Origin of the sequence: Limosilactobacillus albertensis (assembly GCF_014145555.1) — a bacterium.
GTDB classification, from domain to species: domain Bacteria; phylum Bacillota; class Bacilli; order Lactobacillales; family Lactobacillaceae; genus Limosilactobacillus; species Limosilactobacillus albertensis.
The window spans coordinates 80,705-104,395 of record NZ_JACIVD010000055.1; the positions used below are offsets into that span (position 1 = coordinate 80,705).

General features: G+C 38.4%; 24 protein-coding genes and 1 pseudogene. 2 read left to right on the forward strand and 23 right to left on the reverse strand.

Annotated elements, in window-relative coordinates; genetic code table 11:
• Positions 1 to 30: 30 nt before the first annotated feature.
• Positions 31 to 2,219 (forward strand): annotated as a pseudogene (nrdJ, locus tag H5S41_RS03695) (ribonucleoside-triphosphate reductase, adenosylcobalamin-dependent).
• A 70-nt stretch (positions 2,220 to 2,289) separates the two neighbouring features.
• On the opposite strand, the gene H5S41_RS03700 reads toward nrdJ, so the two are convergent.
• The 3 genes from H5S41_RS03700 to H5S41_RS03710 are packed head-to-tail and all read right to left on the reverse strand — an operon-like array spanning position 2,290 to position 6,300.
• Positions 2,290 to 4,119 carry an ABC transporter ATP-binding protein gene (locus tag H5S41_RS03700; RefSeq protein WP_182602385.1) on the reverse strand — a complete coding sequence of 610 codons (1,830 nt, stop codon included), beginning with the start codon at positions 4,117 to 4,119 and terminating at the stop codon, positions 2,290 to 2,292.
• Positions 4,103 to 5,845: an ABC transporter ATP-binding protein gene (locus tag H5S41_RS03705; protein ID WP_182602386.1), complete on the reverse strand. Its 1,743-nt coding sequence runs from the start codon at positions 5,843 to 5,845 to the stop codon at positions 4,103 to 4,105. Before H5S41_RS03705 ends, H5S41_RS03700 begins: the two co-directional genes overlap by 17 nt.
• Positions 5,842 to 6,300: a MarR family winged helix-turn-helix transcriptional regulator gene (locus H5S41_RS03710; RefSeq protein ID WP_231833110.1), complete on the reverse strand. Its 459-nt coding sequence runs from the start codon at positions 6,298 to 6,300 to the stop codon at positions 5,842 to 5,844. Before H5S41_RS03710 ends, H5S41_RS03705 begins: the two co-directional genes overlap by 4 nt.
• Positions 6,301 to 6,594: 294 nt before the next feature.
• On the opposite strand from H5S41_RS03710, the gene H5S41_RS03715 reads away from it, so the two are divergent.
• Positions 6,595 to 7,617 (forward strand): D-2-hydroxyacid dehydrogenase, encoded by a 1,023-nt coding sequence (locus tag H5S41_RS03715; protein ID WP_182602430.1) that lies wholly within the window; start codon positions 6,595 to 6,597, stop codon positions 7,615 to 7,617.
• A 79-nt stretch (positions 7,618 to 7,696) separates the two neighbouring features.
• Here H5S41_RS03715 and H5S41_RS03720 read toward each other — a convergent pair whose 3' ends face one another.
• The 20 genes from H5S41_RS03720 to H5S41_RS03810 form a co-directional block, all read right to left on the reverse strand.
• Positions 7,697 to 8,305 carry an Rpn family recombination-promoting nuclease/putative transposase gene (locus tag H5S41_RS03720; RefSeq protein ID WP_231833109.1) on the reverse strand — a complete coding sequence of 203 codons (609 nt, stop codon included), beginning with the start codon at positions 8,303 to 8,305 and terminating at the stop codon, positions 7,697 to 7,699.
• A complete protein-coding gene (locus H5S41_RS11925) occupies positions 8,253 to 8,579 on the reverse strand; it encodes a PD-(D/E)XK nuclease family transposase (protein WP_231833108.1) in 327 nt (108 codons plus the stop codon). The genes H5S41_RS03720 and H5S41_RS11925 overlap by 53 nt, the downstream gene beginning before the upstream one ends.
• Positions 8,580 to 9,020: 441 nt before the next feature.
• Complete coding sequence (locus tag H5S41_RS03725) at positions 9,021 to 9,560, reverse strand: ECF transporter S component (protein ID WP_182602387.1); 540 nt, start codon at positions 9,558 to 9,560, stop codon at positions 9,021 to 9,023.
• Positions 9,561 to 9,565: 5 nt separating this feature from the next.
• Positions 9,566 to 9,943: a DUF4430 domain-containing protein gene (locus tag H5S41_RS03730; RefSeq protein ID WP_182602388.1), complete on the reverse strand. Its 378-nt coding sequence runs from the start codon at positions 9,941 to 9,943 to the stop codon at positions 9,566 to 9,568.
• 134 nt (positions 9,944 to 10,077) lie between these two features.
• Positions 10,078 to 11,130 carry a nicotinate-nucleotide--dimethylbenzimidazole phosphoribosyltransferase gene (cobT, locus tag H5S41_RS03735; protein ID WP_182602389.1) on the reverse strand — a complete coding sequence of 351 codons (1,053 nt, stop codon included), beginning with the start codon at positions 11,128 to 11,130 and terminating at the stop codon, positions 10,078 to 10,080.
• Between the two features lies 1 nt (position 11,131).
• Positions 11,132 to 11,842, reverse strand: coding sequence for a uroporphyrinogen-III synthase (locus tag H5S41_RS03740; protein ID WP_182602390.1), 711 nt, complete (start codon positions 11,840 to 11,842; stop codon positions 11,132 to 11,134).
• 11 nt (positions 11,843 to 11,853) lie between these two features.
• The gene (locus tag H5S41_RS03745; protein ID WP_182602391.1) at positions 11,854 to 12,444 is read right to left on the reverse strand and encodes a histidine phosphatase family protein; all 591 of its coding nucleotides are present in this window, start codon (positions 12,442 to 12,444) and stop codon (positions 11,854 to 11,856) included.
• Positions 12,441 to 13,202, reverse strand: a complete 762-nt coding sequence (locus H5S41_RS03750; protein ID WP_182602392.1) for an adenosylcobinamide-GDP ribazoletransferase — start codon at positions 13,200 to 13,202, stop codon at positions 12,441 to 12,443. The genes H5S41_RS03745 and H5S41_RS03750 overlap by 4 nt, the downstream gene beginning before the upstream one ends.
• Positions 13,203 to 13,210: 8 nt before the next feature.
• Complete coding sequence (locus tag H5S41_RS03755) at positions 13,211 to 13,801, reverse strand: bifunctional adenosylcobinamide kinase/adenosylcobinamide-phosphate guanylyltransferase (protein WP_182602393.1); 591 nt, start codon at positions 13,799 to 13,801, stop codon at positions 13,211 to 13,213.
• A 61-nt stretch (positions 13,802 to 13,862) separates the two neighbouring features.
• Positions 13,863 to 15,158, reverse strand: coding sequence for a glutamate-1-semialdehyde 2,1-aminomutase (hemL, locus tag H5S41_RS03760; protein ID WP_182602394.1), 1,296 nt, complete (start codon positions 15,156 to 15,158; stop codon positions 13,863 to 13,865).
• An 18-nt stretch (positions 15,159 to 15,176) separates the two neighbouring features.
• Positions 15,177 to 16,148, reverse strand: a complete 972-nt coding sequence (gene hemB, locus H5S41_RS03765; RefSeq protein ID WP_182598096.1) for a porphobilinogen synthase — start codon at positions 16,146 to 16,148, stop codon at positions 15,177 to 15,179.
• A 5-nt stretch (positions 16,149 to 16,153) separates the two neighbouring features.
• Entirely contained in the window at positions 16,154 to 17,071 is a 918-nt protein-coding gene (gene hemC, locus H5S41_RS03770) for a hydroxymethylbilane synthase (protein WP_182602395.1), read from the reverse strand.
• The gene (gene hemA / locus H5S41_RS03775; protein ID WP_182598098.1) at positions 17,061 to 18,326 is read right to left on the reverse strand and encodes a glutamyl-tRNA reductase; all 1,266 of its coding nucleotides are present in this window, start codon (positions 18,324 to 18,326) and stop codon (positions 17,061 to 17,063) included. The genes hemC and hemA overlap by 11 nt, the downstream gene beginning before the upstream one ends.
• 2 nt (positions 18,327 to 18,328) lie before the next feature.
• Complete coding sequence (locus H5S41_RS03780; protein WP_231793351.1) at positions 18,329 to 18,790, reverse strand: precorrin-2 dehydrogenase/sirohydrochlorin ferrochelatase family protein; 462 nt, start codon at positions 18,788 to 18,790, stop codon at positions 18,329 to 18,331.
• Positions 18,791 to 18,795: 5 nt separating this feature from the next.
• Positions 18,796 to 20,307 (reverse strand): cobyric acid synthase, encoded by a 1,512-nt coding sequence (locus H5S41_RS03785; RefSeq protein WP_182602396.1) that lies wholly within the window; start codon positions 20,305 to 20,307, stop codon positions 18,796 to 18,798.
• Between the two features lie 95 nt (positions 20,308 to 20,402).
• Positions 20,403 to 21,212, reverse strand: coding sequence for an energy-coupling factor ABC transporter ATP-binding protein (locus tag H5S41_RS03790; protein WP_003669945.1), 810 nt, complete (start codon positions 21,210 to 21,212; stop codon positions 20,403 to 20,405).
• A 9-nt stretch (positions 21,213 to 21,221) separates the two neighbouring features.
• On the reverse strand, positions 21,222 to 21,899 hold the full coding sequence (gene cbiQ / locus H5S41_RS03795; RefSeq protein ID WP_182602397.1) for a cobalt ECF transporter T component CbiQ: 678 nt from the start codon (positions 21,897 to 21,899) through the stop codon (positions 21,222 to 21,224).
• 25 nt (positions 21,900 to 21,924) lie between these two features.
• Positions 21,925 to 22,248 carry an energy-coupling factor ABC transporter substrate-binding protein gene (locus H5S41_RS03800; RefSeq protein ID WP_182602398.1) on the reverse strand — a complete coding sequence of 108 codons (324 nt, stop codon included), beginning with the start codon at positions 22,246 to 22,248 and terminating at the stop codon, positions 21,925 to 21,927.
• The gene (locus H5S41_RS03805) at positions 22,245 to 22,988 is read right to left on the reverse strand and encodes an energy-coupling factor ABC transporter permease (RefSeq protein ID WP_003669942.1); all 744 of its coding nucleotides are present in this window, start codon (positions 22,986 to 22,988) and stop codon (positions 22,245 to 22,247) included. The genes H5S41_RS03800 and H5S41_RS03805 overlap by 4 nt, the downstream gene beginning before the upstream one ends.
• A gap of 2 nt (positions 22,989 to 22,990) precedes the next feature.
• The gene (locus H5S41_RS03810) at positions 22,991 to 23,689 is read right to left on the reverse strand and encodes a cobalt-factor II C(20)-methyltransferase (protein ID WP_182602399.1); all 699 of its coding nucleotides are present in this window, start codon (positions 23,687 to 23,689) and stop codon (positions 22,991 to 22,993) included.
• Between the last annotated feature and the right edge of the window lie 2 nt (positions 23,690 to 23,691).

A 23,691-nucleotide genomic window follows, 5' to 3' on the forward strand; every position in this document is an offset into this window, starting at 1 on the left:
TTATCTAATTTAAAGGGAGCACCAATTACCATGCAAAAAATTAAACTTAAAGAATCATTTATTGATCAAGCTACTAAAAAAATCACACCACATTGGGGCCCGCTCGGCTGGGTCACATATAAGCGGACATACGCCCGATGGCAAGCAGATAAGAATCGAACCGAGGAATGGAAAGAAACCGTTAAACGTGTTATCGAAGGAAACATTAACCTTGATCCCCGCCTTAACGATAATCCATCACAAGCTGTTATTGATGAGTTAACAGCTGAAGCCGAACAGTTATTCAAATTAATCTACGGTCTGGGCGCAACTTATGGATTTCAGGTACCGATTACCAGAAACGGACCGGTGACTCACTAAACAATTGCTGGTTCATTGCTATTCGTCCCCAAAAATATGGTGATAGTCACATTCAGCCAAGCTACTTAAATAATGAACAAGTGGCGGTATCAATGCCCTTTGCTTTCCTCTTTGACGAATTAATGAAGGGTGGCGGTGTTGGCTTTTCCGTGACAGACGATAACATTAATCAAATTCCAAACGTAGATCACAAAATTAACTTATCCATCGTAATTGATAAAAGCAGTGCTTCTTATGATGAATCAATTAGTGCCGGCGCTTACGATCGAAATGATATCAAAAAGCCACTCCAGGAAAATGAAATTTACTATCAGCTTCCTGATACCCGTGAAGGCTGGGTACTTGCTGTTGCTCAATTAATTGACCTTCACTTTAAAAATACCAACCAAAATAATGTAAATAAGCTTATTCTGGATATGACCAATATTCGTCCGCGTGGTTCTAAAATCCACGGCTTTGGCGGTACTGCTTCCGGTCCCACACCCCTCATTGAAATGCTTCAAGATGTCAATGAGGTGCTTAACGCCAAGGATGGTACGAACCTAAGCGCCGTTGACTGTACCGATATCTGTAATCTAATTGGCAAGGCGGTCGTTGCTGGTAACGTTCGTCGTTCAGCTGAACTAGCTCTTGGTTCAGGAAATAATCACCAATTTATTACAATGAAGCAAGACCAAGAAAAGCTTCAGCATCACCGGTGGGCATCAAATAACAGCATTAGTATTGATAAGGATTTTGACCACTTCCAAGAGGTCGCTGATTCTATTCAAGAAAATGGTGAACCGGGAATCGTCAATACTAGCTTATCCAAGAATTATGGCCGAATAGCTGATGGCTACCAGGAAAATATCGATGGCGATGTTGAAGGGACTAACCCGTGTGGCGAAATTTCTCTTGCTAACGGCGAACCTTGTAACCTGTTTGAAGTTTTCCCGCTTGTCGCTGAAAAACAAGGCTGGGACCTTAATGATGCTTTTCGGCTTGGTGTTCGGTTTGCAAAACGAGTTACATTTAGTCACTATGATTGGGAAGTTTCCCGTAAGATGATCCAGAAAAACCGGCGCATTGGGATTTCAATGTCAGGAATACAAGATTGGATTTTAAACGACTTTGGCAACCGGGTAGTAACCGGCTTTGCAAAAAATAATGACGGTGTAATGGAACCTATCTACGACCAACGAGTAATTGACAAGTTCAACACCCTATATCAAGCAGTAATTAACGCCGATAAGGAATACTCCGCTGAATTGAATTGTAATCTGTCAATCAAACATACTACTGTTAAACCTTCTGGAACAGTAGCAAAATTGGCTGGTGTTTCTGAAGGAATGCACTTCCACTATGCGGGTTATCTTATTCAACGGATTCGTTTTCAGGATACTGATCCGCTGCTTGATGCATTAAAAGAATGCGGCTACCGGATGGAGCCTGATATTTATACCGACCATACTATCTGTGTTGAGTTCCCCGTTAAGGCAACTAACGCTGAAAACGAAAACTTTGCTTCTGCTGGAAATGTATCAATTGCAGAACAATTCGCTACTCAGGCGTTCTTACAGAAATACTGGTCTGATAATGCCGTCAGTTGTACTATTACCTTCCAAAATAAAGAAGCTGCCCAAATTCCGGTACTATTAAAGCAGTACCTTAACGGAATCAAATCTACTTCACTCTTACCTTATTATGGCGGTTCATTAAAACAAGCACCTAAAGAACCAATCACCAAAGAATTTTTCGTTAAACGACAAGCCGAAATTACTGGTAATGTAATTGATGTATTTAACGCGCAACAACAGGATAAAGCACTTGAACTTGTTGACCAGTCTGATTGTGCTGGTGGTGCATGTCCAATTCGTTAATAATTTTTCTTTAAAAAGCGACCAAAATCAGCCTTTTCGCCGATCCTGGTCGCTTTTTGCTAGTTTTAAGTTAATTTCCTGCAAATTGGCTATTATAAAGTGCCGCGTAGAATCCCTTTTGATTCATCAATGATTCATGATTACCGGTTTCGATAATCTTTCCATGATTAACAACTACAATTTGATCAGCTTTGCGAATTGTTGATAAACGGTGCGCAACAACAAAACTAGTTCGTTCCTGCTGCAATGCATTCATTGCTTCTTGAATTAATACCTCTGTCCGTGTATCAACAGAACTCGTAGCTTCATCTAATATCAAGATTTCTGGATCAGCTAGAAACGCCCGGGCAATCGTTAGTAGTTGACGCTGCCCTTGCGAAATATTGGATGCTGATTCATCCAGCACTGTTTGATAACCATCAGGCAATTCACGAATAAACGCGTCAGCCCGTGCCATTTTTGCCGCATGATAGACTTCCTCATCCGATGCGTTTTCGTTTCCATACTTAATATTTTCAAAAATTGTCCCCGTAAAGAGCCACGTATCCTGAAGAACAATTGCGATATGTTTCCGCAAATCATCGCGGGTCATAGAGCCAATATCTTGTCCATCGAGATAAATGTGCCCGCCTTGAGGATCGTAAAAGCGCTCTAAAAGGTTAATGATGGTTGTCTTTCCGGCACCGGTTGGGCCAACAATCGCAACCATCTTATCTCGTGGCGCCTTAAGGTTAAAGTCTTGAATTAGCGGTTCATCGGTATAACTAAATTGAATATCCTTAAATTCAACCTTTGGCAAGTTTTTGCCTGCCAATACTGGCGTCTCTTTAATTTTATCGTCCATTTCCGGCTCATCAAGCACTTCAAAAATCCGTTCAGCAGAAGCAATTGTCTGTTGGATAGTATTACTAAGGTTCGCGATTTGCGCAATTGGTTGGGAAAACTGGTTGGTGTATTGAAGAAACGCTTGAACATTACCAAGTGTAATTTGGCCGTGGATAACCTGAATTGCACCAACAACTGCAACAACTAAATAGCCGACATTTCGTATAAAGATCATCATCGGCATCATTAGACTAGAAAAGAATTGTGCTTTCCACGCTGATTGATAATATTGATGGTTACGCCGATTAAATTCTTTTTCTTCGTCCTCTTCTTTGTTAAACGTCCGAACAATTGTATGAGCAGCATAGGTTTCCTCGACCTGGTCATTGATTTTTCCTAGGGCTGCTTGCTGGCGACCAAATAATCGTTGTGAAGTAGGTGCGACAAAAGCAACAACTAAAATACTCAGCGGAATCGTCACAAGCGCAATAATGGTTAGTTTCCAACTAATTGTTAACATTAAGATAAAGACGCCAATAACTGTTAATACACTAGTAATAATCTGAATTAGGCTTTGCTGGAGCGTTCCGGCAATATTATCCATGTCGTTAACCATTCGACTCATAATATCCCCATTATTATGAGTATCATAATATTTAATGGGTACCCGTCGCATTTTTTCTTCAAAGTCTTGTCGTAAATTATAAACAACACGTTGTGATACCCGAGTCATAATCTGCAATTGCAAGAAACTGAATAAACCGGAAAAAAGGTATAGCAAGATGACGGTAATTCCGATCTGCCAAATGCGGTTGAAATTAATAGGAAGCGTGCTTAGGTGCGTTCCCGGTTTCATTTCCGCATATCCTTTTAACATCCCATCATAAATAATAGTAGTGGCTTCACCTAAAATTTTAGGTGCCAAGATTGAGAGGATAACTGAAACAATTGCCAGAACGATCGATACAATAACACCCACACGCCAAGGCCGTAAGTAAGCAATCAAACGCTTAGTAGTTGGCCAAAAATGCTGCGCTTGTTCAGGTACACGTGGTCCTCTACGCACGATCGACATCCCCTTTCTCAACCTGTGACTGAATTATTTGCTGGTAAGTCTTATTATGGGCCTTTAATTCTTGGTGAGTTCCTTGACCAACTACCCGGCCTTCTTCAAGAACAATAATCTGGTCAGCATCGACAACCGTTGAAATCCGCTGGGCAACAATTACCGTAACCGCCTGTTGAATTTGCGGATCCTTAGCTAAAGCAGCCCGCAGTTTAGCATCAGTTTCAAAGTCCAACGCGGAGAATGAATCGTCAAAAATATAAATTGAAGCTGGTTTGATAATCGTCCGCGCAATTGCCAGTCGTTGACGCTGTCCGCCAGAAAAGTTGCTTCCATTTTGCTCTACGACAGCATCTAGTCCGCCCTCTTCACGAACAAAATCTGCTGCTTGTGCAATTTCCAGCGCACGCCATATCTGCTCGTCACTTGCATCTTCATAACCAAATTGAAGATTAGAACGAATTGTCCCGCTAAAGAGAACCGCTTGCTGTTGCGTAATTGAAATAACTTTATGAAGGTCATGCTGACTGAGCTTTTTAATTGGTACTCCGTTAACTTTAATTTCACCACTCTCGACATCAAAAAGACGCGGAATTAAGTTAACTAAAGCCGATTTACCAGAGCCGGTTCCACCGATGATTGCTAAAGTCTGTCCCGCAGTAATTTTAAAGTTCAGATCCTGTAATGCAAGTCTTTCCGCACCATTAAAACGAAAATCAACGTCCTTAAACTCTAGGGATGCTGGTTGATCAATCGAAATATTCTCCTGATCTTTTTTTGCAGCATCATGGATACTAATTGGCTGGTCTAAAACAGCGTTAACCCGCGCAGCAGATGCCGAAGCTCGTGGGACAAAAACAAAAATCATTGAAAGCATCATAAAACTGATCATAATCTGAGTAGCATAGGTCATAAAAGCAATTAGATCACCGACCTGCATATTCATACTTGCCACAAGGTGACCACCAAGTAAGATGATAGCAACATTAGTCATCCCTAAAATCAGCGTTACAACCGGAAATAATGTCGAGACGATTGTAAAAGCCTTGATCCCAGTCTGTGTGTAATCTTCATTAGCAGTTTTAAAACGTTTTTGTTCGCGTTCATCTTGGCGAAAGGCTCGAATAACGCGTACTCCTGTGAGCCCTTCACGGAAGATCAGGTTAATGCGGTCAGTCTTTTTCTGAATACTCTTAAATAATGGCACTGCAAAGTACATCACCATCATTACAATAATCGCTAAGATAGGCAAACTAATAAAGAACACTTTTGTTAGCCGCGGTTCACGAATATAAGCCAAGACACACGCAGCAACTAGCATAACCGGTGCTTGAAGCATCATCCGCAACATTTGAACCATTACGTTTTGAATCTGCACAATATCATTAGTTGAACGCGTAATTAACGAGGAATCCCCGAATTCATCCATCTCACGATTAGAAAAACGCAAAACTTTATGATAAATCTGACCCCTTAATTTTTCACCGACCCTCATTGATTGGGTGGCCGCAAAGTAAACGTTAAGCCCCGCAGCGAGAAGACCGATTGCTGCTACAATCAGCATCTTAATTCCCTTACTCCAAATCACGCCCATATCTTTTTGGACAATTCCACGATTAACAAGATCTGCAGTAACCGTTGGTAAATATAAATCACAGGAAACTTGAATCAGTAAAAAGAAAACTGCTCCTAAGGTTGCCCATAAAGCTAAATTTTTTCGTGCTATCCGTATCAATTGTTTCTCATCTCCTTTTGATGCTGATCAATATATGTATTAAATTGTTTCCGCAATATCGTTAAAGTCGTGACAAACTGATCTATCTCTGCTGGTGTTAACGGAGCAGTCATAAATTCTTGAAAATCACGATGATACTTTTCGTTTTTTTGAAATTGCTCTTTTCCCTTATTGCTTAGGCGAACATAAATCAAACGTTTATCGTTATGGTCACGTTTACGGATAATTAATTGCTCATGTTCCATTTTTTCAAGAATCTGAGTTAACGATCCCGGCTTTATTTTGGCAAGCTTAGCAAGTTGATTCTGGTAGACATAATCATTATTTGCTAATAACCACAAAATTTTACCCCGGCCAATAAACGCGCTATGTGCCCGGTGGCTCTGAATAATTCGCTGATGAATCTCATTAGAAAAAGAGAATAATTCTTTTGTCAATTCTTCACTAGTAGCCATTAAATTCTTCCTTTCGCTAACTCGTTTGGTACCTAACTTTCTATATGTTACTCTTTTATAAGAATAATGCAAATTAAAATATAAGCTCATATAATATAATGTAATTTTATCTATAAGATTACTCACTAATTGACAGCATTTAACTAGTTATTTATTATGAGCTATAATATAGTTTGTTTAATTTGCATATGGGATTAAGTTCCTTATAAAGAAACGAGGTTATATATTATGGCTAACGTTGATGTAAACCCAGAACTAGTTAAAAAGATTGTCAAACAAGTATTAAATCAATCTATGCAAAATTCTTCCAGCACTAATAAAAAAATTTTTGCGTTCAGCATCCGTAAAGATGAAGAACCTTATGTCAAAGAATGGGCTGAGAATCATCCAGAAGTTGAAGTCGAATATACTAATGAACTATTGACTCCTGAAACTGCTAAAAAGGCAAAAGGTGCTGATGGCGTTGTCGTTTATCAACAACTTGATTACACTGCTGACACCCTTCAGGCACTTGCAGATCAAGGCATTACAAAGATGTCATTACGTAACGTTGGTGTCGATAATATTGATATGAACAAGGCAAAGGAACTCGGATTTGAAATTACTAACGTTCCTGTTTATTCTCCTAACGCAATCGCAGAACACGCTGCTATTCAAACTGCTCGTGTCCTCCGTCAAACTAAAGTATTAGATGAGAAGATTGCGAATGGCGACTTACGCTGGGCACCGACAATTGGTCGTGAAGTTCGTGACCAAACTGTTGGTGTTATCGGTACCGGACACATTGGACAAGTCTACATGCAAATCATGGAAGGCTTTGGCGCTAAAGTAATTGCTTATGACCCATTTGAAAATCCAGAATTAAAGAAGCAAGGTTACTACGTAGATAGTCTTGATGATCTCTACGCTCAAGCTGACGTAATTTCACTTCATGTTCCAGCAACCAAGGAAAACTTCCACATGATTAATCGGGAATCAATTGCTAAAATGAAAGATAATGTTGTAATTGTTAACTGTTCCCGTGGTGCATTAGTCGATACCGATGCAGTTATTGAAGGCTTAGACAGTGGAAAGATTTTTGGCTTCGTAATGGATACTTATGAAGATGAAGTCGGGATTTTCAATGAAGATTGGCGTGGTAAAGAATTCCCTGACAAGCGCTTGAAGGACTTAATTGATCGCTCAAATGTATTAGTCACCCCTCACACCGCTTTCTACACCACTCACGCTGTCCGTAACATGGTTCTTAAAGCTTTCGATAATAACTTCAAACTAATTAATGGTGAAAAAGCTGACACACCAGTTAAGGTCGGTTAGTATATATTTTTTAACTATAACTATTAAAAGCCAAAGTAACATTTATTTTGCTACTTTGGCTTTTAAAGTCCCAATTGAATCAATTATTTAAATATTTGTCTGCTTCACTATCGGTTAGATTATATCGTACCTTAATTTTTTGACGAACTTTTCTTTCATCTATATCTAACTCTCTAAGTGTTTTAACGAGGTTTTTGATTCCCTCAATATGTCCTTTTTCGTATCCCTTTTTTTCGCCGACATTCATCCCATCTTCACGCGCCTTACGTGTAGCATCCATCATCAACATTTCATACTTCATGAAGCCCTGTCTCCTTTCTGGGTCACTTTTAACCTTATTAATTTCATCCCGAATCTTTCCAATAAATCTATCTTTATTGTCTACTTGATTGCGCATTAAGGCAAGGAAATCTTTGATGGGTTGTTCATCATCCTTAAACTTCTTAGCAAGAGCGTTAAAAACTACAATAGTTCGTTTGTCGTTAAACTTTAGGTTATGATCTCGTGTGCAAATCGTCTCAAACTCATATCGTGCCCAGCCACGACCAAAGAAATCAAAATTACAAAACATGATGACATAAGTCGAATACTTCGTTAACTCACGATAATTCAAACCTGGTTGTAGCAAACTATGATCAATTTGTTCTTGATAGTAACGCAAACGTGCTGGTAGACTTTTTTCTATCATTAACCTGCATCTCAATTGCTACCGTATTGCTTTGCTCATCTTGAACATAGACATCAAAGCGGACCCGATGAGCGCCTAGCACATTAATATCTTTTTGAGTAGTCAAATGTACAATTTTAGTTGCTTTAAGTTTTGGTAACGCTCGATTAATTAATTCTAAACAAATCTCTTTATTTTCCATTACCATTCCAAACATTGGATCACTAGTAATCGTCATCTTTTGCCACTTTTCCCAAGCTACTGCAAATTGTGTCGTACGATCGTTGTTCATCATCTATACCAACCTTTTTGATATTTTAGGAAAATTTTGAATCCTCCTAAAATATATATACGTAAAAAATCAGATTAGCATTTTTTTAACTCAAAATACACTATTTTTCTGTGAATACTATTAGTAGTTTTAATTCAATATTTTATGTAGTTAAAATAATGGGTCATACGGTAATTTAAATCTTGTTGAATCATACGGCGGCGATATTGATTAACATAATTTTGTTGTTGCTTAGCTGTTCGATCGTAATTCATTAGCAAAGTAAAGGAATTTATTTGTAAATCATTCATAGCATTTCACTCTCTTTTTACATTCTTTTACATTTTGATTATGTTTTACATTCTTTTACATTTTCTATCAAACTACTGATATATCTAGTGCCAGATAGAATTAAAGACCAAAGAAATAGAAAATACCTACTACTTTGGTCCTTATCAAAATCATTTATCCTTCTTGCAAATAGTGCTTAAACGCTACCGTTAACGGCTTATATAAAATAAAGTAACAGCCTAAATTTCCTAATGCATGATATAGATCAAATAGCAATCCACTAAGCCAATAAGCTAAGAAAGCAGCCCAACCACCATAAATTGACATTCCTAAACTAACAAAAAATCCATATTCAAATCCCAGAAAAGTTGCCAATATAAGCTGTAATGTAAAATGCTTTTTCAAGGGTGTTACTTTGGCAAGACCAGCCACTGTAAGAACACAAACGACATATGCTAGGATCTGTGGCACGGTCCAAATACCAAAACCTAATAGCAAATTTGACAAGATCATTATCATCATTGCTAATGAAATTCCAAAGCCAACGCCAAGAACTAATGTTGCAATCATTATCAAATCTGTAACAGGTTGAACGTTAGGAATTGGAATTATCTTAAAGACCCGTAAAACAGTCCCAAGTGCTGCCAGCATCGCAATTAGCGTCATTCGTTTGACCTGCATATGCTTACTTACTGAATGAACACGTACTTTCATTTACATCATTCCGCCTTGTCTAACGTAAATTGAACCTTATCTTTATTCTTTAGCGTTTGTTGATTAGCCAGTTTATTAACCTTTTTTCCGTTAATAGTGTACGTCCAATAAATCCCTTTCTTTTGGTTTTCCTTCATTCCATCAATCGACGTAATGAATCCCTTAACTTCTTTAACTTTCCAATTTTTCTTTAAGCCAGTGACAACCTTATCATTCTTTTTTAAGGTTGTTTTTTTAGTAGCAACAATTTTCTTCCCCTGTTTAAGGGTATAGGTAACATTAATTGTACTATTACCCTTTTGATCATTGTTTGTATAGCCTGTTAAAACAACAAATAATAAAAGCATAACTAATAAGCTACTAATTAACTTGATTTTCTTCATTAAATTATCTCCTCCTAGAATCACTATTTTCTTATAGCGCAATAAATTACAACTCATATTTCACCAAGTATCAAAACGAAAGCTAAAATAAATTGTGTACTGATATCTTCTCGCAAATTTAGTAATAATACAGTTTACGGAATAAAATTAAAATCCATTTCCTGCAAAGTATTCATATTATCTAGTACAGATTTTATTCCATCCAACCATGGCAGAATCATCATTGCACCGCTACCTTCACCTACACACATGTCAATATCAATGTATGGATTCAGCTTAAGTGCCTCTAATACAATTTGTGATCCATGCTCCTTTGATTTATGAGTTGGAATCATATAATCAGTTATACCAGGCACAATCAAATTAGCAAGTAACGCCGCGGAATACGAAAGAAAGCCGTCCAGCAAAACAGGTTTATGCACCGCCCCAGCAGCCAAAATTGCACCAGCCATTGCACCAAGTTCATAAGCACCTACTTCACTGAGAATTTTAAGAGCATCGTTAATTTTTCGGTTTGTAAAACCTGCACGAGCTAAACTCCTGTTAATCACATCAATCTTATGCTTCAATCGTTCATCTGAAATATTCGATCCTCTTCCGGCTACTTCTTCACCAGTCTTTCCTAATGCTGCCGCAACTATTGCTGAGGCAGCAGTTGTATTACCCATCCCCAGCTCACCAACTGCAATTACCTGGTTTCCTTCTTCAAACGCCTTAATTCCCATCTCAAAGCCAAATTGAAGAGCCTCCATTGCTTCTTGACAGGTCATTGCTGGTTCAACAAGCATGTCCTTAGTCGAATAACTAATCTTATGTTCTTCCACCAACGGAGATCTTAAATCAGCATTTATTCCTAAATCATAAACCTGAATGTCGCAATCAAATGCTTTAGCCAGAGCTGCAACTGCGGTATGTCCTTTCATCATATTAACTGCCTGAATTGCCGTAATTTTTTGCGGGCTCGCTGAAACCCCCTCTTTTACCACGCCATTATCTGCCGCAAAGACTAAGCATTTGCGTGGCTTTACGTTAAAGTCAACTGTCCCATAGATTCCAGCTAAGTGATCAGCAAGTTCCTCAAGTCGGCCTAAGCCCTTAACTGGTTTGGCAAGGTTATCCAATTTAATCTGCATTTGTTTCATTGCGCCTTGTACTAGTGGTCTGTATTTTGTCTCATTATATTTCATTTTATTTATCCTTTTCAGCTTTGTAGATGTCGCTCAATGCCTGCTCTAAGACTCTTGTTTTTGTCTCCGGAACCGTTACATCTAGCCCCTTGCGTCTTAAATATTCGCCTGTACTTCTACCAAGAGTAAAATAGCTAATCCTTTTATATTCATTGCTATCTACTTTTGTCATCACTTCATACATTCGATCAAAGTTAGAAGCACTTGTTACTAACGCCATCGTGATCTTCTGTTTTAAGAAGATTTTTAACCCCTTGCTTTCATGCAATTTATCCCATGTATTACGATAAATTACTACTTTCTCACCAGCAAAATCACCGTAATACTTTAAGGCTTTATCACCAATTAGCCAGCACGTTTCCTTAACTGCATCCGCTTCCAAAATAGTAGCCAATGAAGCACGATTTTCTACCGGCGAAATAATAATCGGGTTAGCTACTTTATTTTCTAAAAGTTTTGCAATTTTCTCACTGAGAACATAGATTGGTGCTGTTGTATTTAACGATTTTAATTCATTAATAAACGTTTTAGCGCCAAATAAACTAGTAATAACGAGTGCTTTACTAGTTCTTACCTTATTTTGATCTTCTTTTTTTAAATCTACCGGTTCCAATACCCGAAAAGGAAAATAAATAACATCTGTCATCTGCTCTAAACGCATTCGCCAGTAAACAGGAATCTTACGTTTAGGATATGTAATTAAAATTGCCATTGTCTTCACTCCTACAAGTTAAGCTGCTGCCTTTTTACCTCTCCATTTTTTAGTTCTAAAATACTATAACAAGATGCTTTAAAATCAAGTGAATAAAAATCTGCTGTCGGATCAACCAATTCTTGATATATCAGGCGAAGAGAGCCAAGGTGGGCAACGATAAAAACTACATCACTTTCCGTAACATGCTCCAATAACCACCGCAAGCCTTGATGTACCCGAGTCTGAAAGTGATCAAACGGTTCGACTGTCGCTGGTGTATATGTTAACGGTGCCACCAGCCATTTTTTCCAATCTTCTGGATACTTAGCTTCAATTTCATCTGCATCTAATCCTTCCCAGTTGCCAAACCCTTTTTCAGCTAAATCGGGAATTATTATTGTCGGAGTTGTCGGAAAGAATGCTTCTGTTGCACTAATCGTTTGTTTTGTCCGCTGAAGATTAGTCCTAACGAATAATGTAGGATGAAGCTTTCTTACCTTTTCTGCTAATTTCTGTGCTTGCTTTTTTCCTTTTTCATCAAGACTAACATCAGTCGACCCGTAAAATTTTCGCAAGTGGTTATAATTAGTTTCTCCGTGTCGTGCTAAAATCAGTTTCATAATCCAAACCTCAATAAAACAGTAAGTGTTACCAAAAAAATCAAGGGGGAAAGGCTGGCAAATGCTCCTAGTGTATCTCCCGGCGTTCCTCCTAACACTTTCGTTACCTTTCGGCGATAGAAAATGGCTACCAATGGGATCACTAAATAGCTAACTAATCCCTGCCATGAAAAACAGAGACTAACGACAATAATTGCAAAAACCTGTGCAATTATAATCCGCCATGTTTTAATCCCTAGCCAAATATTTGAAAGGCCCTTTTTATTGCCAGGATAAACCATTTTATAAAAGAGAAGCGACAAACCTGCCTTAGTCAGCATTGTTAAGCAAATCGTCAATAGAATCATATGAATAAGGTTTAAATAATGGCTAATAACAATTCCTAAGCCAATAACTAATGCATAATAATAGAGCAGTGCCAAGCTCCCCATTGTTCCCAGCCGACTGTCTTTCATAATTGCAAAAATTTTATCCGACGTTCGGGACGAGAAAAAGCCATCGGCCGTATCAGCGAGTGCGTCAAGGTGAAAGCCCCCCGTTAATAAGCCATCAGTAATCCAGTATAAAATCCACGCAAACCACAATGGAAAAAGGTAGGTAAAGCCCCAAAAGATTAGCCCTTCAATACATCCTAATAAAAAGCTAAAAAGGGTAATGTATTGGATACTCGTTTTGAATTTATTAGTTGCATCATCAACGGGAATAGGAATGTTCAGCTTAGTAAAAAACTGCCCAAATAAAATCAACGCATCTTTCATTTCATCACCTACTTAATTTTCTGTGCTAATCCGCTAATAACGAAATAGACGTCATCTGCCTTCTTGGCAATTAGCTGGTTAACCTCACCATATAAATCACGCAAAATTCGCGTCTGCTTGGTTGCTGGTACTACTCCTAAACCAACCTCATCGCTAACAATTACCATTGATTGGTTATTTTGTTTTTGCGCTATTAAAATTTTTGCCCACTCATCAAGAATCACTTGTCGAATTTTTGCTATTTCTGTCGAAGATGCTTGTTCTAAATAATTATCTATTTTTTCTGGAGCTACCTTAGTTAGCACAAAATCATAAAACAAGTTTGTAACTAGCATTATCGCATCATCGAGTAAGTAGCCATCTAAAGGATTATCTTCAATCGCTTCTGCAATATCTCTATATTGTTCTCGCGTTGTCCAATTAGCAGATCGGCGCTCTTGATGGCGTTTTATTCGCAATTGCATTTCACCGTCTGGATTTTTTACTACGCCAGTTGCGATATAGCAAACCTTTTCTTGGCGCGAATATAAACTTTCAGCAAATTCTGACTTACCACTCTTGGCCCCGCCTAAGACAAAGGTTAAGTTTTGTTTTCCCATTTTTTCACTTCTTTCAAAAAAGGCCGTGACAATTCCTTGCCACAGCCTTTTAATCTTTTATTTACTTGGTTGCCGCATTAAATGCTGCATCAAATGCTGCAATTGTCTTTTCAATGTCCTCATCAGTATGCTTAGTAGAAATAAAGTTTGTCTCAAATTGTGAAGGTGCAACATAAATGCCATGAGCTAATAATTCCCAGAAGCACTTTTCAAAGAGTTTCTGATCACATGCCTTTACATCATCAAAATTATTAATTGAATCACTATTATAGAAGTAACTCCACATTGTTCCAACATGATGAACAGTCATTGGTACACCATACTTATCTGCAGCCTGCTTAATTCCATCGGTTAATGCTGTAACTTTTTTATCCATTTCAACATAATCTTCAGGCGTTAATTGCTTAAGCGTACTGATTCCACCCGTCATTGCTAATGGATTTCCAGAAAGAGTCCCAGCGTGATAAATATTACCAGCAGGAGTGATTTGTTCCATAATTTCACGACGACCACCAAATGCACCCACTGGAAGTCCTCCACCAATAACTTTGCCAAGTGTTGTTAAGTCAGGGGTAATGTTAACTAAACTTTGCACACCATGATATGCTGCCCGGAAGCCAGACATTACTTCATCAAAAATAAGAAGAGCACCATGTTCCTTGGTAACATCACGAAGCGTTTGTAAAAAGTCTTGGGTACCAGGAATAACACCCATATTCCCCGCTACCGGTTCAACAATCGCACAAGCAATTTCATCCCCATGATCTGCAAATAATTTTTTAACACCGTCAACATCATTGTAGGCAACTGTCAAGGTATCGTAAGCAAGATCATCAGGCACACCAGGCGAAGTATTAATGCCAAACGTTGCCAATCCTGACCCCGCGTCTACTAATAGTGAATCACTGTGTCCATGATAATTACCCACAAACTTTACAATCTTCTCGCGGTGAGTGTACCCACGGGCTAACCGAATAGCACTCATTGTTGCTTCCGTTCCTGAAGATACCATCCGGATCATTTCAATTGATGGCATAATCTTATTAACAATCTTTGCTAGCTCAGTTTCCTGTAATGTAGGTGCACCATAGCTCGTTCCTTTTGCAACTGCCTTATCAAGCTCAGCTACTACTTGATCGTCTGCATGTCCTAAAATTAGCGGACCCCATGATAAAACATAATCAATATATTTATTCCCATCAATGTCGTAAATATATTCGTCTTTACCATGGTCAATAAAAAGCGGGTCGCCACCAACATTCTTAAATGCTCGAACCGGACTATTAACCCCACCTGGCATATATTGTTGCGCTTCCTTAAACGCAGCCTGAGATTTTGTTGTATCTAACTTAGTCAAAATAATAACCACCTTATATTAGAGCTTTTTAGCAACATCTTTAGCAAAGTAAGTAATAATCAGGTCAGCACCCGCACGCTTCATCCCTACTAGGCTTTCATAAACAATTTGATCTTCATTAATCCAGCCATTAGCTGCTGCTGCCTTGACCATCGCATATTCACCAGAGACATTGTATGCAACTAATGGTAAAAGGGTATGATTGCGGACTTCTCGCATTACATCAAGAAATGCCATCGCCGGCTTTACCATTACAAAGTCAGCACCTTCTTTTTCATCACTTGCCACTTCCCGTAAGGCTTCTAAACGATTTGCCGGGTCCATTTGATAAGTTTTACGATCTTTTGGCCCTTCTTTTGGCGAACCATCTGCTGCGTCACGGAATGGACCGTAGAATGAAGAAGCAAACTTAACCGCATAGGACATAATTGGTGTGTTCTTAAATCCTGCTTCATCCAACCCTTGACGAATAGCAGCGACATAACCGTCCATTGCATTTGATGGCGCAATAATATCCGCACCGGCTGCCACTTGGCTAACTGCTGTTTTAGCAAGATATTCTAAGGATTCATCGTTTAAGACTATTCCGTCTTTAAGAATTCCACAGTGACCGGTGCTGGTGTACTCACATAAGCAGGTATCTGCAATTACGATTAATTCAGGGTAGTTTTTCTTAATCAACCGAATCGCTTGTTGGACAATACCATTCTCTTCCCAAGCGCCGGTTCCAACCTCGTCTTTTTTCTCTGGAACACCAAAAATAATAATTGATTTAATACCAAGATCAACGATTTCCTTAATTTCATCCAAAATGGTATCAAGACTATACCGGTAAATTCCCGGCATTGACGGAATTTCTTCTTTGCCGTTGATTGTTGCATCCACAAAAACTGGCATAATTAAATCATCTTTATTTAAATGAGTTTCTCTTACCAAATCTCGCATTGCAGCACTAGTACGTAAACGACGATGACGATCAAATTGCAACATTATTACTAATCTCCTTCAATAATTCCAAAATTATCCTTAGCCAATAACTGATCAGCAACCATCTTGCCGACTCCAGGCTTATTGGCAGGAACTGCTATTTCTTTAATTAAGTGTTCACCATTCGGGGATGCTATTAACCCGTCAAAAACAATCTGGTGATCCTGTGAGTAAGCATGTCCGCCGATTGGGAAATTACAGCTTCCCCCTAATTCGCGCATAAATTCACGTTCAATTTGAATGCACTTTGTCGATTCTGAGTCATTAATCTGACTAAGCATTTTAAGAACTTTTTCATCAGCTTTTCTGCATTCAATAGCGAGGCAGCCCTGGCCAACAGCTGGAATAATACTATCTTTTAGTGACAGCTTATGGTAGTCGCTTAAGTCAATGTTCAAGCGCTCTAATCCTGCCTCAGCTAAAATAACCCCAGTAAGGTTTTCCGTGTCGATTTTCTTTAACCTAGTATCTATATTACCCCTAATTGGGATAATTTTTAAATCTGGACGGAGATTCAATAATTGTCCTTGCCGGCGTAGGCTATTGGTCCCAATTCGTGCTCCATGTGGCAGACTGTCAAGACTTGTAATTTTCTGCCGACTCACCAAGCAATCAAATGGCGATACTCGTTTAGGGAAGGCGCCAAGTGTTAATTCATCAGGCAGTACCGGCATTACATCCTTAAGACTATGAACAGCAAAATCAATGGTACCGTTTTTCAGCTCTTCTTCAATCTCTTTTACAAAAACACCCTTACCGCCAATTTTAGCTAAGCTTGCTTGCTGATTACGATCACCTTCAGTAATAACATTTTTAATTTCAAATTGTGTTGTCGGAAAAAGTTTCTTAAGCGATGCAATAACCAGCTTCGTTTGTGCCATTGCTAGCTTACTCTTCCGGCTACCAACAATTACTTTATCTGTCATTTTCTTGATTCTCCACCTTTAAATTGTCCATCCCAAAGATTTTACAGAAAAAGTCAATATCCGCTGTTGCTCCTGGCGTTACTGATAGCTCTTTGATCTCTTTGATTGGTCCCTTAATCATCTGGTTAATGATACTCTTCATATGCTTGCTAATTACTTTACGTTCATGGGCATTTAATTCTGGCAATTTACGTAGAAGACTATCGTATGCCTCCCCTTCAATTTTTAATGAATGCTCACGAAGCCCCCTAATTACGGGAACAATATGCAACTGTTTTTCCCAAACATAAAAATCATTAACTTCAAGGGGAATTTCTTTAGCAATTTGATTTAACATTTGATTTTTCTTGGTGTCATTCGTTTCTAATATTGAGTGCAAATTATCAATATCATAGTAATTAACGCATTCACTATTATTGGCGACATTTCGCGGAACACCCAGATCAATAATCACTTGCTGACGATCATTGGTTACCTGATATAATGGCTCTTTTACTGAAGCAGCAAAAACAGCAGCATCAACCTCTGCCATCACTGAATCTAACTGGCTAAATGGTCGTGCTTCCACTACCCCTTGCAACTCGTTAGCAATCTGTTCTGCTTTCTGGTCCGTACGGTTCAATAGCAAAACCTTGCTAAAGCCCATGTTACTAGCATTATAGGCAGTATGTTTACCAATATGTCCTAACCCAATTACCGCCAGGCTCTTCCCTTCTAATGAACCAAAATCACTTTTAATTTGATGTAATCCTGCTTGACCAGAGGACTGCGCCAGTTCACTTACCCGATACTCTGTATGCATTCTTTTAGAGAATGTAATTGCCTGCCGAAACAGATGATTCAATATTACTCCGGTTGTTCCTTGATCTGTTGCAACTTGAAATGCATTTTTCATCTGTCCTAGGATCTGTGGCTCACCTTTTATTAAAGAATCCAGCCCCACAATTACTCGAAAAAGATGACTTGCAGCATCATCCTTGGTAGTAATTGAAACATACTGATTAAATTCTTCTACCGTATAATGAAACCACTCCGCTAAAAAACGTTTAATGTAATAGCGACCCGTATGAATCTGGTCCACTACCGCATAAATTTCAGTCCGATTACAGGTTGAAATCAACAAATTTTCTAAAATACTCTTTTCAGCATTAAGCAACCTATTAGCTTTGGGAATCTCGTCAGCTGAAAAAGAAAATTTCTCTCGTAATTCAATTGGTAATTGATGATAATTCAAACTCACACACATCAAATACATTCTTATTCAAACTCCTTATGAAATCTCTTACTAACCCATTCTTTAATCTCATTTTTCATTTTTTTAGCAACACTGGGTGATTTTCCCATTGTCGAAATACTGATAAACATATCATCTGAGCTAAGTGTTGCTAAATTATAAAAATCAGAATTAGTTTTATCACTGGTATTATTTACTAATTGAAAATGTGTTGCCTCCGCTTTTACACGATCGTTAACCTGCGCGTCATTTGTACATGCGATAATAATATCCATCTCTTCAACATATTTCCGTCGATAAACATCCTGAATCCAATTAACCTTAGCTGGATCAATATTTGCAACTAACTCAGGACTAATAACTGTCGGTACTACATCAGCTAAGAGCAATTTTTTTATTTTACGATGGGCAACTTTTCCGCCACCAATTACTGCTACGTTTTTTTTCGCCAAGTTTAAAATAATCGGATATGGTGCTTCCATCATCTTAATCACCCTTTACTTTTTGTTGAATCATGCAAAATCTGTTCAAACTTTTCCATATCAACATTTTGTTCAAATAATAGAGCAAGTTTCTCATATTGCTGATCTTTATAATCGCTAATCGAAACATTAGTGTTAACAAGTGGCGCTAAGCCCTTGCTTGTCCTAATTTTATTCAAAAAATGCCGCGTCCAATAAGGATTATCAAAAATTCCATGAAGATAAGTTCCCATTACAGTTCCATCGCTACTAACAGCTCCATCTTCCCGCGATTCCGTTTGACCATTAGTCGTACAAATAACAGAGAAGGGCGTTGCATTTAAGCCTAATTTAGTAGTCCCCATATGAATTTCGTAACCCTTTAATGTATAATTCTTTCTTTTGGCGACGGCCTGTGTTGTTGTCTTTTGTTCGTTAAAGGTTGTTTCCGTGTCAATCAACCCCAAACCTGCTTGTTCCTTAATTGGTGATTCAATTGCTTCGGGATCATAAAGTTTTCGACCAAGGATCTGATAACCGCCACAAATACCAACGACCTTACTACCATCTTGGTGTGCTCGTAAAATTTCTTCATATAGCCCATTCTTTTTAAGAGCAGCAAGGTCCTCATTTGTATTCTTGCTTCCGGGGAGAATTAGAAGGTCAGGCGTACCTAATTCGTCTGCTTTTACAACGTAACGAACAGATACGTCCGGTTGGATTTCAAGACTATGAACATCAGTAAAATTAGAAATTTTATCAAGGTCAATCACAGCAACGTCCAATGCTTTTCCTGCTTCTTTTTGGCGCGATTTCCGAGTTAATGAAACACTGTCTTCCTCATCAATATCGATGTCACTCATCGGTAAGACACCAATAACAGGTACTCCCGTTAATTTTTCAATCATCTTATTTCCCGGCTCAAGCAAGCTTTTATCGCCTCGGAACTTATTAATAATAATCCCTTTAATCCGTCGTTGATCTTCTGGTGACATTAATTTAATTGTTCCGTAAATAGAAGCAAATACGCCGCCTTTATCAATGTCGGCAACAAGAATTACAGGGGCATCAACCATTCGGGCCATCCCCATATTAACGATATCATTATCGTTTAAATTAATTTCAGCAGGACTACCGGCTCCTTCTAAAATTACTGCATCATTTTCACCTGCAAGTCCTTCATACGCTTCCATTATTTGGGGAATTAATTGAGGTTTGAACTTGTAGTAGCTTGCAGCATCCATGTCAGCAAGTACTTTACCCATTACAATTACTTGTGAATCTTTATCGGTTGATGGCTTAAGTAGTATTGGGTTCATCCGTACATCTGGTTTTACCCGTGCTGCTTCCGCTTGATAGACTTGTGCCCGTCCCATTTCATCACCAACATCAGTAATAAACGAATTCAACGCCATGTTCTGTGATTTAAATGGAACAACTTTTTTCCCTTGATTAGATAATATTCGACAAACAGCTGCAGCTAACCAGCTTTTTCCGGCATCTGATGCTGTTCCCTGAAACATTATGGACTGTGCTGACATGATCATTCCTCCATAAGCTTAATAAAATTATGTACCGATGGAGTAAACTGTATCTGCCCCATCAACTTGTGTATTAAAATTTGGTTTCGCCAAAATCAGTTATGTTTTCCTTCAATCGCAAATAATTCTTGCTCACTATCGTATAATGGTAAGCCTAGTTTCTGGTGAATCTTTACTAGCCACGGCTGGTCAAGCTTATTTTCCCGCAATAATTGTTCATCATCAAAGACGGTTTGCTTATCTCCCTGCTTTAAAATCTTCCCTTTTCCTAACAAATAGAAATAGTCACAGGTCTCATACATAAAGTCCATGTCATGGCTTGATAAGATTATTCGCTGTCCGTTATTTACTAATTTTTGAATCAGTTTTTGCATTCTGATTCGACCATCTGGATCAAGGCCGGACGTTGGCTCATCAAGCAGGATCCACTCTGAACCAATTACCATCATTCCGGCAATCGCAACTCTTTTCTTCTGACCGCCGCTTAAATACTGAATTGGTCGTTCCTTTAATGGTAGAATGTCAAGTTCACTTAATACTTTTTCTACTCGTTTATTTATTTCTTCGCTAGGAACTTTAAGATTATGCAGTGCAAAAGCAACATCGTCTTTAACAATTGAATAAAAAATTTGCTGATCTGAATTTTGAAAAACAATTCCTATTTTCCGTCGCAGTTTTCGTAGTCCCTTTTTGGAATACTCTACAGGTTCTCCATCAATTAATATTTCTCCACTAGTTGGCTTTAGTTCGCCAACTAAATTAAGAAAAAGGGTTGATTTACCCGCACCATTGTGACCCATAAAGCCAATTACTTTATGATTATCTGCACCAATCTTTAATGAAATATCATCGAGAATTTTTACCCTATCGTCATAACTGTAGCTAAGGTGTTTTAATTCAATCATTGCATCCTCCTAGATATAAAATTCTCCATCATATAATTTAGCATCTAATGCTTTTGTCATCATTTCATAGTTAATAATAACTTGTTCAAAAAGCATCTTCGCTAAAATACCAGATGAATGAATCATTAGTCCAAAGGAATCATATCCGAATCGTAGTTTTTGTGCTCGATGAATTTGATCGAATGCATCAACAAAGATAAAGATAAAGCGATACATTAGCATCGTGACCTCAATCATAACACGGGGAAACCTAGCTGCTTTAAGCACCTGCAAAATCTGAATAAACGGTGTTGTTAATGCAAACCAATAAGTGCAAACAATTGCCGTCATACACTGCAACGCCATTTGCCCAGCTTTTGGCATCATAACCTTTGCCATCCCAATATAGATGCTTCCAAATTTTATTGGCCAAATTAGCGCGCTTCGTTGCGGAGAAACCGTCACTACAATTCCAATAATACTTAAAAGGACAAAGGGAATAATTGCATAAAACCAACTAAGATAGCGCCTAAAAGATACCTTTGTCACATAAATCGTAATTGCTGCAACTACTACCAAAACTGCTAACTTCAGCCATTGAATAGGTTGAAAAGCAAGAATAATTCCACCAAGCCATAATAAAGCCTTAAGTTTTGGTGACCAGTTAACAATTCGGTTTTCATAAGCATATTTATCAATACTCAGCATGAAATAGTCACCGCCTTCTTCTTAATTACTTACCTATGACTTGTTGCTTCCCATCATTCTTAGAATTTTCTCGCGCTTTTTTCTTGCCATGCGCTACACCAATAAAGTAACAAATAACTCCTGTCCCTAAAGAACCTTGAACGGTGAAAAGGAGACTTTCAATCTCGCCTGATGGTGGTGTCCAAATCGGTTGTGCCCACACCTTATAATGAGGATCAAACTTCTTTATTTGTTCAGTCCCTTGGTCATCACTACCTCCGTACTCACCCTTAACAAAAATAAATGGAATCAGAACCAGCAAGATAACACAGATTAATAAGATGATGTTAGTCTTTGTTCGCTTCTTCATTGTAAAGCCGACTCCTTCCAAAGATCATTACTGATTACTAAGTTGTAAACAATAACCGTTAATAAGCCTTCAGCAATCGCTAATGGAATTTGTGTTACGGCATAAATTCCGAGGAACTTGACAAGTGCTGCTCCAACACCACCGTTTGGATCTGGAAAAACAATTGCTAATTGAAAGGCAGTTGTTACATATGTTGACCAATCCGCAAACATTGCACAAAGGAATAATGATATAGACCGTCTAACCTTCATTGCTCGACAAAGCTTCCAAACGGCATACCCAACTATTGGTCCAACAATAGTCATCGAAAATTCGTTAGCTCCAAGAGTAGTTAATCCACCATGAGCTAACAATAAAGCCTGGAATAATAGCACAATAACACCCAAAACAGACATAACACCTGGGCCAAACATTACTGTTCCTAAGCCAACACCTGTCGGGTGAGAACATGAACCAGTAACTGACGGCAGTTTTAATGACGAGAGAACAAAAACAAAAGCTCCACAAAGCGCTAACATAACCTTAGCATTAGGAATATCTGAATTGACGATCTTATGCATTCGATATAGTCCATAAATAAAGAATGGTGCGGATACAACAAACCAGAAAATACACCACTTAGGCGGCAGCATTCCTTCCATGATATGCATTGCGTGAGCTGTCATCGGATAAGCAAGGGTATAAATAAAACCAATTGCTAAAAATAACATAAATTTTCGATATTTTTTCAATGCTCCCATAATTACGCCTCTTTTTTCTTTAATAACGCGGTTGAAAAATACGGTAGCTGATCGTCTGCTGAATATTCTGTTAACCGTTGCACCCTTTGATTAGCCATTGATGCATTTTCGACAATAACGGTTTTATCTAATAACTTTCTTTCTTTGAGGATTTGATAAACTTTTTTAAAATTAGTGGCAATTTTCATAATGACAACATTATCATTTAGGTCAATTACCTTTGCTAGCTTTTCCTTATCGGCCGTTGCAGGGACCACTTCTAGCGATTCCTCATCCAGCATTAATGGGATCGATAAGCTAGCTGCAATTTGGCTAAATGATGAAATTCCAGCAATTGTTTGAACATCAATAACTGGTATCAATATGTCGGCGAGGTAACTAAACGTACTGTAAACGGATGGATCCCCCAGTGTAAGGAAACCAACATTTTTACCTTGTTGCACATCATTTTTTATTTCATCCGCAATTTTACGCCAACTTTCCATCTTAGTATCCCAATCTTTTACCATTGGGAAATGGCGCTTTTTTATTGTCAATGTTGCTGGCAGATATGGGGCTGCAATTCTTTCTGCAACACTCTTGCTTCCTTTATGCGCTTGCGGTACATATAAAACATCTAATTTCTTGATCGTATTGATTGCTTTAACAGTCAATAATTCACTATCTCCAGGGCCAACGCCAATTCCATAAAAACTTGCCACCT